This is a genomic window from Allobosea sp. (assembly GCF_035944895.1).
Lineage (GTDB): Bacteria > Pseudomonadota > Alphaproteobacteria > Rhizobiales > Beijerinckiaceae > Allobosea.
On record NZ_DASZAT010000010.1, the window covers coordinates 716,047 to 731,201 of the forward strand.

The window sequence follows — 15,155 nt, forward strand, 5'->3', positions numbered from 1 at the left end:
CGCAGGCGGCGCAGAATACCGCGGCCGCCGCTATCCCGGTCTTATTTCGGCTGGCTTTCAAGCCCTGCAAGATAGCTGCTCAAGGCCCGCTCCGGCCCATGCCAGGAGGCGCCCTTGCCCTGCAGTTCCGGCGCTTCCTTCCAGCCCGGCTCGATCCCCGTCATGTTCGGCAGCAGATGCGCGATGCCCTTGTGGCAGTCGATGCAGGTCTTCTCGCCCGTGGTCAGGAAGCGGCCATGGATGTCGGCGGCGCGCCGCGTCTGCTTGGTGAAGTCCATCGCCACGGATGAGTGACAGTTGCGGCATTCGAGCGAGTCGTTGGCCTTGAGCCTGGACCATTCGTGCTTGGCGAGCTCGAGCCGCATGTCCAGGAACTTCTCGCGCGTCGAGATCGTGCCGAAGATCTTGCCCCAGACTTCCTTGGACGCCTGCATCTTGCGGGCGATCTTGTCGGTCCAGTTGTGCGGCACATGGCAGTCCGGGCAGGTCGCGCGCACGCCAGAGCGATTGGAGAAGTGCACCGTCGACTGCAGCTCCTGATAGACGTTGTCGCGCATCTCGTGACAGGAGGTGCAGAATTTCTCGGTGTTGGTGATCTCCAGCGCCGTGTTGAAGCCGCCCCAGAAGATCACGCCGCAGACGAAGCCGCCCAGCGTCAGGAAGCCCAGCGGCAGATAGGCGCTCGGCCGGCTGATGATGCGCCAGAAGGCGACCACCATGCCCCAGAGCCGCCAGAAGAGCACTTTCAGCTTGCTCATCACCGCGCCCCGCTACGGTTTACGGCCGACATCTTGGGCATCCTGAAAGAGATTGGGCACCAGCGGCGGCACATCGGTCTGCTGGACATGGCAGGCCGTGCAGAAATAGCGCCGCGGCGTCACGTCGGAGAGCACCTGCCCGTCGCGGTCCTGGAAATGGGTGACGCTGATCATCGGCGCGCCCGAGCCCTCGGTGAACTCGCGCTTGTGGCAATCCATGCAGCGATTGGTGTTGAGCGTCAGCTGGTAGCCGTCAATCGCGTGCGGGATGACCGGCGGCTGTTCCGGATAGTTGCGCATGCGCCTGACGTCATCGACCACCGGCCGGCCGAGCGCCGGCACGCGTTCGAGCGCCATCGGTTGCGGCGTCCCGGTGAGCCGCGGCACGTTTCTCACCGGTGCGCCATCCTGCGAGAGGGCCGCGCCGAAGGCGAGGACGAGGCAGGCCGCCAGCGCGGCCCCGAGGAGGGTCGGCACGCGCATCAGGCGGTGACCGGCAGGATCTTGACCGCGCATTTCTTGAAATCCGTCTGTTTGGAGATCGGATCGGTGGCGTCCAGCGTCGTCTTGTTGATCAGCTGGCTCGCATCGAACCACGGCACGAACACCACGCCGGGCGGCATGCGGTTGCGTCCGCGCGTCTCGATACGGGTGCGCATCTCGCCGCGCCGGGAGATGATGCGAACTTCGGCGCCCTGGTTCAGCCCGCGGCTGCGGGCGTCCTCAGGATGCATGAAGCAGCGCGCGCCCGGGAAGGCCTTGTAGAGCTCCGGCACGCGCATGGTCATCGAGCCGGAATGCCAGTGCTCGAGCACGCGGCCGGTGACCAGCCAGAAATCGTACTCGCCATCCGGCATCTCCGCCGGAGGCTCGTAGGGCACCGCGATGATCCGCGCCTTGCCGTCCTTGTTACCGTAGAACTCGACGCCCTTGCCCGGCTTCACATAAGGGTCGAGCCCCTCGCGATAGCGCCAGAGCGTCTCCTTGCCGTCGACCACCGGCCAGCGCAGCCCGCGCACCTGATGGTAGAGATCGTAGGGCCCGAGATCATGGCCATGGCCGCGGCCGAAGGAGGCGTATTCCTCGAACAGCCCCTTCTGCACATAGAAGCCGAAGGCCTTCGCCTCCCGGTTCTCATAGCCGGGGTCGATCTCGGAAACATCGAACTTGTCGACATTGCCGTTGCGATAGAGCACGTCGAACAGGGTCTTGCCCTTGTAGTTCGGATTGGCGTCAAGGATCTCGGCCGGCCAGACTTCGTCGGTGGTGAAGCGCTTGGAGAACTCCATCAATTGCCAGAGATCGGAGCGCGCCTCGCCGGGCGCATTGACGAGCTGGTGCCAGACATGGGTGCGCCGCTCGGCATTGCCGTAGGCGCCCTCCTTCTCGACCCACATCGCCGCCGGCAGGATCAGGTCAGCCGCCATCGCGGTCACCGTCGGATAGGCGTCGGAGACGACGATGAAGTTGTCGGGGTTGCGATAGCCCGGATAGGCCTCGTTGCTGTTGTTCGGCGAGGCCTGCAGGTTGTTGTTGACCTGGATCCAGTAGAAATTGAGCTTGCCGTCCTTGAGCATCCGGTCCTGCTCGACGGCGTGGTAGCCCGGCTTCTCCGGGATGATGCCGTGCGGGACGCGCCAGATCTCCTCGGCATGCTTGCGATGCTCGGGATTGGTGACCGTCATGTCGGCCGGCAGGCGATGGGCGAAGGTGCCGACCTCTCGCGCCGTGCCGCAGGCCGAGGGCTGGCCGGTCAGCGAGAACGGGCTGTTGCCGGGCTCGGAGATTTTCCCAGTCAGCAGATGCAGGTTGTAGACCATCTGGTTGGCCCAGACGCCGCGCACATGCTGGTTGAAGCCCATCGTCCAGAACGAGGTGACCTTGCGCTTGGGATCGGCATAGAGCTCGGCGAGCTGCTGCAGGAAGCCGGGCTCGACACCGGTCAGGCTTGCGACCTTCTCCAGCGTGTAGTCCTTCACGAAGGCGGCGAAGGCCGCAAAATCGATCGGGGTCGTCGCGGTGACGTCCTCGGCTTTCCTGGCCTTGACCTCGCGCGGATCGTCCGGCCGCAGGCCGTAGCCGATATCGGTCGCGCCCTTCACGAAGGTGGTGTGCTTGTCGACGAAGTCCTTGTTCACCCGCCCGGTCGTGATGATGTGGTTGGCGATGTAGTTCAGGATCGCCAGGTCCGTGCCCGGCTTGAACACGATCGGGATGTCGGCAAGGTCGGAGCTTCGATGGGTGAAGGTCGAAAGCACCGCGACCTTGACATGCGGGTGGCCGAGCCGGCGGTCCGTCACCCTGGTCCACAGGATCGGATGCATCTCCGCCATGTTCGAGCCCCAGAGCACGAAGGCGTCGGCATGCTCGAAATCGTCATAGCAGCCCATCGGCTCGTCCATGCCGAAGGTGCGCATGAAGGCGTAGGCTGCCGAGGCCATGCAGTGGCGGGCGTTCGGGTCGAGATTGTTCGAGCGGAAGCCGGCCCGCATCAGCTTGGTCGCGGCATAGCCCTCGAAGATCGTCCACTGGCCGGAGCCGAACATGCCGAGCGCGGTCGGCCCCTTCTCCTTCAGCACGCGCTTGGCCTGCGCCGCCATGGTGTCGAAGGCCTCGGTCCATGACACCGGCGTGAACTCGCCATCCTTGGCGTAGACACCGTTCTTCTTGCGCAGCAGCGGCTGGGTCAGACGGTCGTTGCCGTACATGATCTTGGAGAGGAAGTAGCCCTTGACGCAGTTGAGGCCGCGATTGACCTCGGCCTTCATGTCGCCATGGGTGGCGATGACCCGGCCCTCCTTGACGCCGACCATCACGCCGCAGCCGGTGCCGCAGAAGCGGCAGGGCGCCTTCGACCAGGAGATCTTCAGCGCATCGACGCCGCCGGAAACCGGCTGCGCCACGGCTTCGGAGCTGACATTGGCAGCCAGCGCGGCGATCCCCGCGGCCTGGGCCTTGAGCAGTTCGCGACGGGACAGGCTCATCTGTCGTCTCCGGTGTCGTCGAGGGGTTCGATCTGCTCGAACACCATGTTGGCCGAGAACACGCCGTCCATCAGCGCCATGATGGTGAGGCGGCTGCCGATCTCGCCGCTGCTCTGCCCTTCGATCACCACGACGATCTTGCTGCCCTCGACCGCGCGCACCTCGGTGTCCGGCAGGGCGGCGATCTGGCGGGCGATCTCGGCGCAGCGCTCCGGGCGCGCAGTGACGACCGCGCTTGAGATGTGGAAGAAGCGTTGCGGACGAGCGGAAGCGAGGTCACGCTCAGGCAGGATGTCGCCGGTGAGGAATTTGCGGCGGTCGATCTCGCGCTTGCCTGTCAGCATGGCGAGACCTCAGTGCGGCGAGCCGGGAGGCCCGGGCGGTCCGAGGACAATCTGGGACATCCAGATCAGGAACCCGTATCCGCCGACGATGCCGACGGCGACGATCGGCCAGATCAAGACCGCCAGCGTGAAGAAGGCCAGGAGCTCGGCCTTCCTGGTCGGCTGCGCCGGGGGCACTTCAGCAGTGCCCGCAGGGTCAGGTCCCATCGCCAGTCTCCATCGTCATCGGCGCCGGCGATCACATATCGCCGTCAGCCAGATTGGAGCTTGTCAAAGGAGCTTAGTCCTCGCCCACAAGTTGTCCAGCCCGGCGCACCCCGCAAGGTTAGCGGGGCACGGCCGGACTGCTTTGACATGGATCAATTCCAGGAAGGGCAAGGCCCGATTTCAGCGCAGCGGCAGATGGAGCGCCCGCCAGAACCACCAAGGAGAGAGGCCGGCTACTGCAAGGCGGACGTCACGATGGCGCGAAGACCCGCATAGCCTTGCACGCACTGCTTATCCTATGAGAGGAGGCGCACAGCAGACCGTCGCCGCACGCAAACGTGCCGAGGATTCGATGAACGTGTTCAGCCGCAAGCCACTCCGCGTCCTTGTTGTCGACGGCTACAAGCGCGAGGGGCGCGAGGAGTACATTCGCGACGCCGGCGCGACACCGTCGGAGGCCTATGCCGCGGAGCTGCGCCGGATCGAGCCCTCGCTGATCACCGATATCTGCTTGCCGGCCGACGAGGGCGCCAACCTGCCCGACGGCGCCGGCCTCGCCTCCTATGACGGCATCGCCCTGACCGGCTCCTCGCTCCACATCCACAGCCCCGAGCCCGCGGTGACCCGGCAGATCGAGCTGATGCGGGCGATCTACAAGAGCGGCACGCCCTGCTTCGGCTCGTGCTGGGGCATCCAGATCGGCGCCGTCGCCGCAGGCGGCACCGTGGCGCTCAACCCGAACGGGCTGGAGATCGGCTTCGCCCGCCGCATCGCCGTCAACGAGGTGGGGGCAAAGCATCCGCTGCTCGCCGGCCGGCCCGCCGCGTTCGATGCCCCCGCGATCCATTTCGACAGCATCATCGCCCCGCCCAGCGACGCGACCATCCTGGCATCGAACGCGATCAGCCCGATCCAGGCCGCCGAGTTCCGCCAGGACGGCGGCGTCTTCTGGGGCGTGCAGTACCATCCGGAATTCTCGCTGCGCCTGATCGCAACGATCCTGCGGCGGCACAGCAAGACCCTGATCGAGCGCGGCCTGCGCAAGGACGAAGCCGCGGCGACCGCCTGGATCGCCGATCTCGACGCGCTCGACGCCGACCCCGCCCGCCACGACCTCGCCTGGGGCCTCGGGCTGGATGAGGAGGTGATCGACCCGGTCAAGCGCGTGACCGAGCTGCGCAACTTCCTGGAGATGCGGGTGAAGCCGCAGGCGAGCGTGCGCGGGCGAGCGTGACCTACGCTGCTTCGGCTGTCCTGTTCGCCGACGCAAACACCTTCCCACCCAGCTTCCGCGCCGTGTCGAGATGCTCGGACATCTCCGGCACCGGCACCAGGAATTCCGAGGTCACGACCGGCGCGCCGCAATAGCCGAAGATGCCGTGGTCGATCTGCGTCTTCATCGCGCCGTAATAGCCATGGCGGGCGAAGGTGCGCATGTCCGCTCCGGCGAGCGCGACGAGATGGACCGGCAAATGCCCGAGCTTCTTGACCGTCTTCATGTCCTCGAGCTCGTCATAGGCCCAGCCATTGGCGAAGACCCGGTCGATCCAGCCCTTCATCAGCGCCGGCATCGACCACCAGTAGATCGGATAGACCAGCACCAGCGCATCGGCCCGGTCGACCCGCGCCTGCTCGAAGGCGATGTCGGCCGGCTGCGCGATCTCGCGGCGATGGGCGGCAAGATCGTTCAGCGAGAAGCGCGGATCGAAGCCTTCCTTGGCAAGATCGGCGATCTCGACGGTATGGCCGGCGCCGGAGACACCAGCGGCCAGCGCCTGCGCTACGGCATGGCTGAGAGAGTTCGGATCGGGATGGGCGACGACGACAAGCGCATGCATGGGATGTCTCCGGCAGTGATTGCGGTCCGCGATGGATCGCTATATACTTTTAGTAAGTTACTTTTGGTACATAAGACATGTCAACCCCGGACACCGAACGGCCGCGCCGCCAGCGCCTGACGCGCGAGGACCGCCAGCGCCAGCTCATCGAGACCGCCTGGCGGATCGTCGGCGAGGAAGGCACCGATGCCCTGACGCTCGGCCGCCTCGCCGAGCGCGCCGGCGTCGCCAAGCCGGTGGTCTACAGCCATTTCACCACCCGCAATGGGCTGCTGATCGCGCTCTATCGCGACTTCGATGGGCGCGAATACGCGATCATGGAGGCGGCGCTCGATGGCAGCGAAGCCACGCTCGCCGGCAAGGCCAGGGCGATCGCCTCGTCCTATGTCGATTGCGTGCTGGCCCAGGGCCGCGAGATCCCCGGCGTCGTCGCGGCCCTGGCCGGCTCGCCCGAGCTCGCCGCCGTGAAACGCGATTGCGACCTGATCTTCCTGGAGCGCTGCCGCGGCCTGCTCGCGCCCTTCGCCGACGGCCGCACAATCCCGACCGCGGCTTTACGCGCCATGCTCGGTGCCGCCGAGGCGCTGTCGGATGCCGCCGCGACGGACGAGATCGGTGCCGACGAGGCCAAGCGGGAATTGTTCGAGACGATTACCGCCATGGTCGCGCGCAGCGCGAAGGCCTGATCCGCGCTTCGGGGTTCCCCATGCGCCGCCCACCTTGTAAACGCGCGGCAACTTCAGTCTCGCAAGCGTCCCGGACATCATGATTCGCCTCGAAAGCATCGGCAAGCAGAACGGCCAGCAGATCATCTTCATCGAGGCCTCGGCAGCGCTGCAGAAGGGCGAGAAGGTCGGCCTCGTCGGCCCCAACGGCGCCGGCAAGACCACCTTGTTCCGGCTGATCACCGGCGAGGACCTGCCCGACGAAGGCCAGGTCAGCGTCGATCGCGGCACCACCATCGGCTATTTCAGCCAGGATGTCGGCGACATGAAGGGCCGCAGCGCCGTCTCCGAGGTGATGGACGGCGCCGGTCCCGTCAGCGTCATCGCCGCCGAGCTGAAGGAACTGGAAGCGGCGCTCGGCGATCCCGACCGCGCCGACGAGATGGAAGACCTCATCACCCGCTATGGCGAGGTCCAGGGCCGTTTCGAGGAGCTCGACGGCTATGCGCTCGACGGCCGCGCCCGCGAGGTGCTCGACGGCCTCGGCTTCAGCCAGGAGATGATGGAAGGCGATGTCGGCGCCCTCTCCGGCGGCTGGAAGATGCGCGTCGCGCTTGCCCGCATCCTGTTGATGCGGCCCGACGTGATGCTGCTCGACGAGCCGAGCAACCATCTCGACATCGAGAGCCTGATCTGGCTGGAAAGCTTTCTCAAGGGCTATGACGGCGCCCTGCTGATGACCTCGCACGACCGCGAGTTCATGAATCGCATCGTCGGCAAGATCGTCGAGATCGATGGCGGCACGCTGACCAGCTATTCCGGCGATTACGAATTCTACCAGCAGCAGCGCGCGCTGGCCGAAAAGCAGCAGCAGGCGCAGTTCGAGCGCCAGCAGGCGATGCTCGCCAAGGAGGTCGCCTTCATCGAACGCTTCAAGGCGCGCGCCTCGCATGCGGCGCAGGTCCAGAGCCGGGTCAAGAAGCTCGACAAGATCGAGCGCGTCGAGCCGCCCAAGCGCCGCCAGACCGTGCAGTTCGAGTTCCAGCCGGCGCCCCGCTCGGGCGAGGATGTCGCCACCCTCAAGAACGTGCATGTCCGCTATGGCAGCAAGACGATCTATGAGGGGCTCGACTTCCAGGTCCGGCGCAAGGAGCGCTGGTGCGTGATGGGGGTGAACGGCGCCGGCAAGTCGACGCTGCTGAAGCTGGTCGCCGGCGCCACGCAGCCGAACGAAGGCACGGTCGTTGTCGGCGGCACCGTCAAGATGGGCTATTTCGCCCAGCATGCCATGGAGCTGCTCGACGGCGACGAAACCATCTTCGAATCGCTTGAAGGCTCGTTCCCGCAGGCCGGGCAAGGCTCGCTGCGCGCCCTCGCCGGCTGCTTCGGCTTCTCGGGCGATGATGTCGAGAAGCGCTGCCGCTTCCTCTCCGGCGGCGAGAAGGCGCGCCTCGTCATGGCCAAGATGCTCTACGATCCGCCGAATTTCCTGGTGCTCGACGAGCCGACCAACCATCTGGACATCGCCACCAAGGAGATGCTGATCACGGCGCTGGCGCAGTATGAAGGCACCATGCTGTTCGTCAGCCACGACCGCCATTTCCTGGCGGCGCTCTCCAATCGGGTGCTCGAGCTGACCCCGGACGGCGTCCATAATTACGGCGGCGGCTACACCGAATACGTCGCCAGCACGGGCCAGGAAGCACCGGGCCTGCGGAGCTGAGGGCCGGCAGGCGCCTCCTGTCGGCAACACGCCAACGATCAGTGTATCTTAGCGACAATTGCCCTGAATTCGGCGGCTAAACTACCAGGACGCGAATTGCGCATGGCGATCTTGTTGGCGCCGGCGCGTCGTGCAAGTCTATCTCCTGCTTCCCCGACTATGCGTATGTCTGCCTTTCGCAAGGACAGGTGGCCCGACCGGGCAGCCTCGACTTGGCTGCGAATGGAGATGGCAGATGGCCGGCGATCTCGATTTGCTGATCGGAACCTGGACGGTCCGGGTCAAGAGTTGGGTCTGGGAATACGACTTCCGCAGCGACGGCGGCGTGACCTGGCGCGATCTCGGCAGCATGGAAAGCGGCGTCGGCAACTGGGCCGCCACCTCCAAGCTGGTCAACATGTGGTGGAAGGGCTCGACCACGCGCGAGAGCTGGCAAAGGCCGCTGACCGCTGGCAACGACCACACCTGGTACGAAGCGCCCTATTATCGCGGCAAGTACCGAATCGAGAAGACCGGCTTCGTTCCGCCCTCGCCGACCCCGCCGTCAGGGCCGACCGATGCGACCCGCATCGACGCCGCCTGGGATGCGAGCCGTTCTTCGCTCCGCTTCGCGCTGAACCGGCTGAAGCTACTGCAGCGGCAGATCAAGTATTTCGAGGACTCGCATGGCAGCGAGGACGCCTTCAACGAACTGCGCCGCAATTATCGGCGCGACATGGCGGTGATCTCGCGCAAGCTGCTGGTACCATCCAATCCGATGGATCCGGCTTTTCGCAGCGCGCTGGCGAGCGCCGTCAACCTGATCGAGCAGAACCTGGCCCTGCCCAAATCGCTCAACGCGGCGCGAGCCGGCGGTAAATGCACGGACCCCAGGCCGGCCTTCGCCTGGACGACCCCGGGGCGAAAGCCGCCCGACACCGATCTCTGCACCTCCTGGTTCGGCTCGAGTGCCGATCTCCAGCGTGACGTCGTCACGCATGAATACTTCCACACGGTGGGGCTCGGGGACATCTCGGTCTCGACCACTGCCAACGCGCTCGGCAATGCCAACACCATGGCCCAGGTCGTCGCGTTCCTGCACGATCGGGCCCGGCAGAAGAATTCCGACGGCAACGAGCAGATGGTTCCGCCACTGCCGACGCCCTGACGTAGCGAAAACCACGCTGATACCGGCAAGGGCCTGCCATCGTCGCCGGGCGGTGATGACGCCTTCGCGGCGCTGTCCCGCGTTCCGGCCCAATTCCGCCCTCGCCGCGCCGAAATCCAACGGACAAATCGCGGGCGCTTGATTTGTCGGGGGACAGAAATGATGAAGACTGGACTGGCCGCAGCCTTGATGTTCATGCCGAGCCTCGCCGGCGCCGCCGAGATCGAGCTTGCCTCGAAGATCGACCGCGTCACCGTCTATCCCGACGGCGCAGTCGTGACTCGGCTCGGCAAGGCCTCGCTGCTGGAGGGCGTCTCGCAGATCGTGCTGCGCGGCCTGCCCGCCAGCGTCGATCCCGCTTCGATTCGGGTCGAGGCGCAGGGCGACGGTTCCTTCGCGATCGGCGCTGTCGATGTCCGCCAGGTTCCAGGCGAGGCCCGCCCGGCACTCGACCAGGTGCTCGAAGGCAAGATCCGGGCACTGCAGGGCGAGAAGGCGAAGCTCGCCGGCGAGATCAGCGCGATCGAAGCCAAGCGCGCCACCATCGAGAATTTCGGCAAGATCGGCCCGGACAAGCTCGGCCCCGACGGCAAGGCCCTGCCTGTCACCGACTGGCCAGCCGTGTTCGACGCGATCGGCACCGCTTTGGTCAAGGTCCAGGGCGAATTGCTCACTTTGCGCAACCGCATCACCGATCTCGATGCCGAGGTCGCCGCGCTGGAGAAGGCCCGGCCTTTGGCGCCGCGAGCCGGCCAGCCGAAGCGCGACGTCGCCATCGCCGTCGAGGCCAAGGCGCCGGTCGCAGCCGACATCTCCGTCAGCTACCGCGTCGCCGGTGCGAGCTGGCTGCCGGTCTATGAAGCCAGGCTGACCACCGGCAGCGCCAATGCGGCCGAGATCGCCTTCACCCGGCGCGCCGAACTGCGCCAGCGGACCGGCGAGGACTGGAACGAGGTCGCGGTCGAGCTTTCGACGACGCGCTCGGCGCAAGGGACGCGCGCGCCGGAGCTGGACCCGCTGCGCATCGCCTTCTACGAGCCGCCAGTGGTCTACGAGGAGCGGGCACGCTTGCAGAGGCAAGCCTCCGAACGTGCGGCGAGGCCCCCTGCCATGGCGCTCGCCCCTGCCCCCATCGCGCCCGATCAGGCTCTAGGCGCTGCCGCCCCCAAAGAGGCCGAGGTCCAGACCGCCAGCGTCAGCGCCGGCGCCTATCAGGCGAGCTTCAAGGTGCCCGGCCGGGTCAGCATCCCGCAGGACGGCTCCAGCAAGGCGGTGGTCCTGACGCAGGGCAAGGTCAAGCCGGAGCTGTCCGCCCGCGCCACGCCGGAGCTCGAGAAGAAGGCCTATCTCGAAGCGAGCTTCAACCACGAGGACGAGGCGCCGCTGCTCGCCGGCGAGGTCTATCTTCATCGCGACGGCGCCTATATCGGCAAGGGCCGGCTCGCGCAGGTCGCGCCGGGCGACAAGGTCGAGCTCGGCTTCGGCGCCGACGATCGCCTCAAGGTGACGCGCGTCCCGGTGCGCCGGCGCGAGAACGATTCCGGCTGGCTCGGCTCGACACGAACCGACCAGCGCGAGTTCAAGACGGTGGTGAAGAGCCTGCACGCCCAGCCGGTCAAGCTGACCGTGACCGAGCGCGTGCCGTTCTCCGAGAACAGCGCGATCACGGTCGAGCTTTTATCGCAGAGCACGCCGCCGACCGAGAAGCAGGTCGGCGACAAGCGCGGCGTCTCGGCCTGGAGCTTCGAGCTCGCGCCCGGCGCGCAGAAGGAGATCCGCCTCGCCTACCGGATCAAGTATCCCGGCGACCGCGAGGTGATCTTCGACCAGACGCGGCGGTAAGGCGCCCTACTCCGCCGCGATCGCCTGCCAGCCCTGGCCGAGCTCCTGCTCGACCAGGCCGACCCAGTAGCGCACGCCAGCCGGGATGATCTCGTCGTTGAAGTCGTAGAGCGGGGTGTGCAGGCCGGCGAAGGAGCCGTCCGCCTCGACGCCGTTGCCGATGCGCATGAAGGCGCCGGGGCAGACCAGCATCATCTCGGCGAAGTCCTCGCCGCCCGTGCCGCGCAGCATCTGGCCGTTGACATGTTCGGCCCCCACCGCGCTCGAAGCCGCTGCGACCGCGACCTGGACCTGCTCGGCCGCGTTCACCAGCGGGCTGGTGCCGCGATGGTAGGAAGCTTCCGCCTCGCAGCCCCAGGCCTGCGCCGTCGCGGCCGCAAGCTCGGCGATGCGGCGCTCGACCAGATCGCGCACATCCTTCGAATAGGTCCGCGCCGTGCCGCCGATGACGAGTTCCGACGGGATGACGTTCGAGGCGTTCACGTCGCCGCCATGGATGAAGCCGACGCTGATCACGGCGGTGTCGAGCGGCGCGACATTGCGGCCGATGATGCCCTGCAGCCCGAGCACGAAATGCGCCTGCGCATAGGTGATGTCGGTCGAGCGATGCGGCTGCGAGCCGCCATGACCGCCGACGCCGCGGAAGGTCACCCGCCAGGAATCGGCCGACGCCAGGAAGGGGCCGACCGCGGTGCCGAAATGCGATGCCGGCAGGCCGGGCGTATTATGCAGGCCATAGATCGCATCGCAGGGGAAACGCTCGAACAGCCCGTCGGCGAGCATGGCGTTGGCACCGCCGCGGCCCTCTTCGGCCGGCTGGAAGATCAGGTTGACCGTGCCGCCGAAATCCCGGTTCTCGGCGAGATAGCGCGCCGCCGCGAGCAGCATGGTGGTGTGGCCGTCATGGCCGCAGGCATGCATCCGGCCGGGGAATTTCGAGGCGTGCGGCAGCTCCGTCAGTTCCTCCAGCGCAAGGCAGTCCATGTCGGCGCGCAGGCCGATGGCGCGCTGGCCGGGCCCGTTGCCGCGGATCACGCCGACGACGCCGGTCTTGCCGACAGTCTCGGTGACCTCGACACCCCATTCACGCAGCCTGTCGGCGACGAGCCTTGCGGTGCGATATTCTTCCAGGCCGAGCTCGGGATGCGCATGGATGTCGCGGCGGATCGCCGTGAACTCGGCGTGATGTTCGCCGAGCCAGTCGTCGAGCTTCGTCATGATTGTCATTCCCCAGCCTGCGGCGTTCTGTTGCAGGCATGGCTCATGCCATTGCCCGTCGCCGCGCCCTCTTCTCATACGTCCGATCGCCGCCAACTCATTCTGCTAACAAGGCAAAACAGCCATGCCTGGGGAGACTGACGAGCGGTGATATCGGGTACGAGGAGGCCGGAGAAGAGCGCTCAGCCCGCCATCGCGACTTCGGCGCCACGGCCGAGATCGGCCATCCATTGGCGATAGCGCGGCTGGGCTTCGAGCTGGTGGGCATAGTGCCGGCCAAGGGCAGCCGTGAGCTTGCCGCCGCGCTTCAATTGTGCGTCGGCGAAGCCAATCATCACCGAGTTCGGCCAGGCTTGCGGCCGGATGATGCGCAGGCGGGCGAACAGGGCATCTTCCCCCTCCTCGGGTTCAACCTGCGCCATCAGCGACAGCATCGCCGCCGTCGAGCGCGAGATGCCCATATGGCAATGCACTAGCAGGTGCCCCTCCTGCCGCTTCAGCGCGGACTCACGCAGCTTCGCGCCGAAATCGAGGATCTCGGCGACATGCGCATCGGTCGGATGCACGCGGCCTTCCTGCGGCGTGATGATGTCGTGAAAGCGCAGGGTCGTCCGCTCATGCGCCTCATAGGCCACGAAGGATTGCAGTTCCGGCAGATCGGGATCGAGCAGCGACAGCACATGGCTGACCTTGCGCGTGCTCTGCGCCGGCAGCTCCTCGATCCCGCAGACGGTGAGCGTCGAAATGGCGATCGGCAGCATGGGAATTCTTCCTCGATATTGGAACAGCCAACCGAAGGTCGGCCCCGATGGGCCGCTCGGGACGACATGGGAGCGCAGTAGCTTCCTGCTCGCCATCTCGCAATCGCCATGGGTGCCGGGCCGCCCTGCATCGTGCAGCGCCAACCTGCGCGCCGCGCAGATTATTCCCCGGCTTTGCGCGCGTCAGCCTTGACCTTGCCATTCTCTTGGACGAAGAGGGCTTGCAAGGACCTCACCCGAAACCCCGGCCTTGCGCCGGGGTTTTTGTTCGTGCGGGCGCTTGCGTCGGCGTGTTTCCGATCGAGCGATGGGAATCCGCGCCGACCCTGTAAGTCAGCGAGAGGGAATCATCCCCATGGCGAACGTGGTCGTGGTCGGCGCCCAGTGGGGCGACGAGGGCAAGGGCAAGATCGTCGACTGGCTGTCGAGCCAGGCCGATGTGGTGGTGCGCTTCCAGGGCGGCCATAATGCCGGCCATACCCTCGTCATCGACGGCACCGTCTACAAGCTCTCGCTGCTGCCCTCGGGCATCGTGCGCCCCGGCAAGCTCTCGGTGATCGGCAACGGCGTCGTCGTCGATCCCTGGCATCTCGTCGAGGAGATCGCCCGGTTGCGTGGCCAGGGCGTCGCGATCTCGCCTGAGAACCTGCGCGTCGCCGACAATGCGACGCTGATCCTGCCGCTGCACCGCGAGCTCGACCATTTCCGCGAGACCTCGAACTCGGCGCTGAAGATCGGCACCACCAAGCGCGGCATCGGCCCGGCCTATGAGGACAAGGCCGGCCGGCGCGCCATCCGCGTCATCGACCTCAAGGACGAGACCGTCCTCAAGGCCAAGATCGAGCGCCTGCTCGCCCATCACAACGCGCTGCGCCGCGGCCTCGGCATCGACGAGGTCAACGGCGTCGAGCTGCTGAAGCAGCTGACCGAGATCGCGCCGCAGGTGCTGCCCTATGCCGACACGGTCTGGGCCCTGCTCGATGCCGAGCGCCGCGCCGGCAAGCGCATCCTGTTCGAGGGCGCGCAGGGCGCCCTGCTCGACGTCGACCACGGCACCTATCCCTTCGTGACCTCCTCCAACATCGTCGCCGGCCAGGCCGCGACCGGCTCCGGCCTCGGCCCTTCCGCCGTCGGCTATGTGCTGGGCATCGCCAAGGCCTACACCACCCGCGTCGGCGAAGGCCCGTTCCCGACCGAGCTCTTCGACGAGATCGGTGAATTGATCGGCCAGAAGGGCAAGGAATTCGGCGTCGTCACCGGCCGCAAGCGCCGCTGCGGCTGGTTCGACGCCTGCCTGGTGCGCCAGACGGTCAAGACCTCCGGCATCGACGGCATCGCGCTGACCAAGCTCGACATCCTCGACGGTTTCAAGGAGATCAAGGTCTGCACCGGCTACAAGCTGGACGGCGAGATCCTCGAGCACCTGCCGGCGGGCCAGCGCGACCAGGCAAGGGTCGAGCCGATCTACGAGGTGATCGAGGGCTGGGAGGGCTCGACCGCCGGCGCCCGCTCCTGGGCCGAATTGCCGGCGCAGGCGATCAAATATGTGCGCCGCATCGAGGAACTGATCGGCGCCTCCGTCTCGGTGCTGTCGACCAGCCCCGAGCGCGACGATACGATCCTGGTCCAGAACCCGTTCGAGGGTTGACGGGCCGGGCCAACCCGGAC

General features: G+C 66.5%; 14 protein-coding genes. 6 read left to right on the forward strand and 8 right to left on the reverse strand.

Translation table 11 applies throughout. The features are described from left to right. Positions 1–41 precede the first annotated feature (41 nt). The 5 genes from VGV58_RS19045 to napE are packed head-to-tail and all read right to left on the reverse strand — an operon-like array spanning position 42 to position 4,293. Positions 42–758 (reverse strand): cytochrome c3 family protein, encoded by a 717-nt coding sequence (locus VGV58_RS19045; RefSeq protein ID WP_326875601.1) that lies wholly within the window; start codon positions 756–758, stop codon positions 42–44. Between the two features lie 12 nt (positions 759–770). Beyond that, positions 771–1,274 (reverse strand): nitrate reductase cytochrome c-type subunit, encoded by a 504-nt coding sequence (locus VGV58_RS19050; protein ID WP_326875602.1) that lies wholly within the window; start codon positions 1,272–1,274, stop codon positions 771–773. Further along, positions 1,241–3,742 carry a periplasmic nitrate reductase subunit alpha gene (napA, locus tag VGV58_RS19055; RefSeq protein ID WP_326875603.1) on the reverse strand — a complete coding sequence of 834 codons (2,502 nt, stop codon included), beginning with the start codon at positions 3,740–3,742 and terminating at the stop codon, positions 1,241–1,243. The genes VGV58_RS19050 and napA overlap by 34 nt, the downstream gene beginning before the upstream one ends. Further along, a complete protein-coding gene (locus VGV58_RS19060; RefSeq protein ID WP_326875604.1) occupies positions 3,739–4,086 on the reverse strand; it encodes a chaperone NapD in 348 nt (115 codons plus the stop codon). The genes napA and VGV58_RS19060 overlap by 4 nt, the downstream gene beginning before the upstream one ends. A 9-nt stretch (positions 4,087–4,095) precedes the next feature. Next, complete coding sequence (napE, locus tag VGV58_RS19065; protein ID WP_326875605.1) at positions 4,096–4,293, reverse strand: periplasmic nitrate reductase, NapE protein; 198 nt, start codon at positions 4,291–4,293, stop codon at positions 4,096–4,098. Between the two features lie 352 nt (positions 4,294–4,645). Here napE and VGV58_RS19070 point away from each other — a divergent pair, with 352 nt between their 5' ends. Beyond that, entirely contained in the window at positions 4,646–5,527 is an 882-nt protein-coding gene (locus tag VGV58_RS19070) for a type 1 glutamine amidotransferase (protein WP_326875606.1), read from the forward strand. Position 5,528: 1 nt separating this feature from the next. Here the strand turns inward: VGV58_RS19070 and VGV58_RS19075 are convergent, their stop codons facing one another. Continuing rightward, positions 5,529–6,131, reverse strand: a complete 603-nt coding sequence (locus tag VGV58_RS19075; RefSeq protein ID WP_326875607.1) for an NAD(P)H-dependent oxidoreductase — start codon at positions 6,129–6,131, stop codon at positions 5,529–5,531. Between the two features lie 77 nt (positions 6,132–6,208). Between VGV58_RS19075 and VGV58_RS19080 the strand changes: the two genes are divergently transcribed. The 4 genes from VGV58_RS19080 (at position 6,209) to VGV58_RS19095 (ending at position 11,508) form a co-directional block, all read left to right on the forward strand. Beyond that, positions 6,209–6,817 carry a TetR/AcrR family transcriptional regulator gene (locus VGV58_RS19080; RefSeq protein WP_326875608.1) on the forward strand — a complete coding sequence of 203 codons (609 nt, stop codon included), beginning with the start codon at positions 6,209–6,211 and terminating at the stop codon, positions 6,815–6,817. Between the two features lie 79 nt (positions 6,818–6,896). Then, on the forward strand, positions 6,897–8,519 hold the full coding sequence (locus VGV58_RS19085; RefSeq protein WP_326875609.1) for an ABC-F family ATP-binding cassette domain-containing protein: 1,623 nt from the start codon (positions 6,897–6,899) through the stop codon (positions 8,517–8,519). Positions 8,520–8,754: 235 nt separating this feature from the next. Further along, a complete protein-coding gene (locus VGV58_RS19090; RefSeq protein ID WP_326875610.1) occupies positions 8,755–9,666 on the forward strand; it encodes a hypothetical protein in 912 nt (303 codons plus the stop codon). Positions 9,667–9,828: 162 nt separating this feature from the next. Further along, on the forward strand, positions 9,829–11,508 hold the full coding sequence (locus VGV58_RS19095) for a mucoidy inhibitor MuiA family protein (protein ID WP_326875611.1): 1,680 nt from the start codon (positions 9,829–9,831) through the stop codon (positions 11,506–11,508). A 6-nt stretch (positions 11,509–11,514) separates the two neighbouring features. Here the strand turns inward: VGV58_RS19095 and VGV58_RS19100 are convergent, their stop codons facing one another. Both VGV58_RS19100 and VGV58_RS19105 read right to left on the reverse strand, forming a co-directional pair. Further along, on the reverse strand, positions 11,515–12,726 hold the full coding sequence (locus VGV58_RS19100) for an amidohydrolase (protein WP_326875612.1): 1,212 nt from the start codon (positions 12,724–12,726) through the stop codon (positions 11,515–11,517). Positions 12,727–12,908: 182 nt separating this feature from the next. Continuing rightward, positions 12,909–13,487, reverse strand: a complete 579-nt coding sequence (locus VGV58_RS19105) for a tyrosine phosphatase family protein (protein WP_326875613.1) — start codon at positions 13,485–13,487, stop codon at positions 12,909–12,911. A 355-nt stretch (positions 13,488–13,842) separates the two neighbouring features. Here VGV58_RS19105 and VGV58_RS19110 point away from each other — a divergent pair, with 355 nt between their 5' ends. Further along, entirely contained in the window at positions 13,843–15,135 is a 1,293-nt protein-coding gene (locus VGV58_RS19110) for an adenylosuccinate synthase (RefSeq protein ID WP_326875614.1), read from the forward strand. Positions 15,136–15,155: the final 20 nt, after the last annotated feature.

Bases quoted from the DNA above. Each gene is read 5' to 3' on its own strand.
- VGV58_RS19045 (WP_326875601.1), bottom strand. From the start codon at position 758: ATGAGCAAGCTGAAAGTGCTCTTCTGGCGGCTCTGGGGCATGGTGGTC.
- VGV58_RS19050 (WP_326875602.1), bottom strand. From the start codon at position 1,274: ATGCGCGGTCAAGATCCTGCCGGTCACCGCCTGATGCGCGTGCCGACC.
- napA (WP_326875603.1), bottom strand. From the start codon at position 3,742: ATGAGCCTGTCCCGTCGCGAACTGCTCAAGGCCCAGGCCGCGGGGATC.
- VGV58_RS19060 (WP_326875604.1), bottom strand. From the start codon at position 4,086: ATGCTGACAGGCAAGCGCGAGATCGACCGCCGCAAATTCCTCACCGGC.
- napE (WP_326875605.1), bottom strand. From the start codon at position 4,293: ATGGGACCTGACCCTGCGGGCACTGCTGAAGTGCCCCCGGCGCAGCCG.
- VGV58_RS19070 (WP_326875606.1), top strand. From the start codon at position 4,646: ATGAACGTGTTCAGCCGCAAGCCACTCCGCGTCCTTGTTGTCGACGGC.
- VGV58_RS19075 (WP_326875607.1), bottom strand. From the start codon at position 6,131: ATGCATGCGCTTGTCGTCGTCGCCCATCCCGATCCGAACTCTCTCAGC.
- VGV58_RS19080 (WP_326875608.1), top strand. From the start codon at position 6,209: ATGTCAACCCCGGACACCGAACGGCCGCGCCGCCAGCGCCTGACGCGC.
- VGV58_RS19085 (WP_326875609.1), top strand. From the start codon at position 6,897: ATGATTCGCCTCGAAAGCATCGGCAAGCAGAACGGCCAGCAGATCATC.
- VGV58_RS19090 (WP_326875610.1), top strand. From the start codon at position 8,755: ATGGCCGGCGATCTCGATTTGCTGATCGGAACCTGGACGGTCCGGGTC.
- VGV58_RS19095 (WP_326875611.1), top strand. From the start codon at position 9,829: ATGAAGACTGGACTGGCCGCAGCCTTGATGTTCATGCCGAGCCTCGCC.
- VGV58_RS19100 (WP_326875612.1), bottom strand. From the start codon at position 12,726: ATGACGAAGCTCGACGACTGGCTCGGCGAACATCACGCCGAGTTCACG.
- VGV58_RS19105 (WP_326875613.1), bottom strand. From the start codon at position 13,487: ATGCTGCCGATCGCCATTTCGACGCTCACCGTCTGCGGGATCGAGGAG.
- VGV58_RS19110 (WP_326875614.1), top strand. From the start codon at position 13,843: ATGGCGAACGTGGTCGTGGTCGGCGCCCAGTGGGGCGACGAGGGCAAG.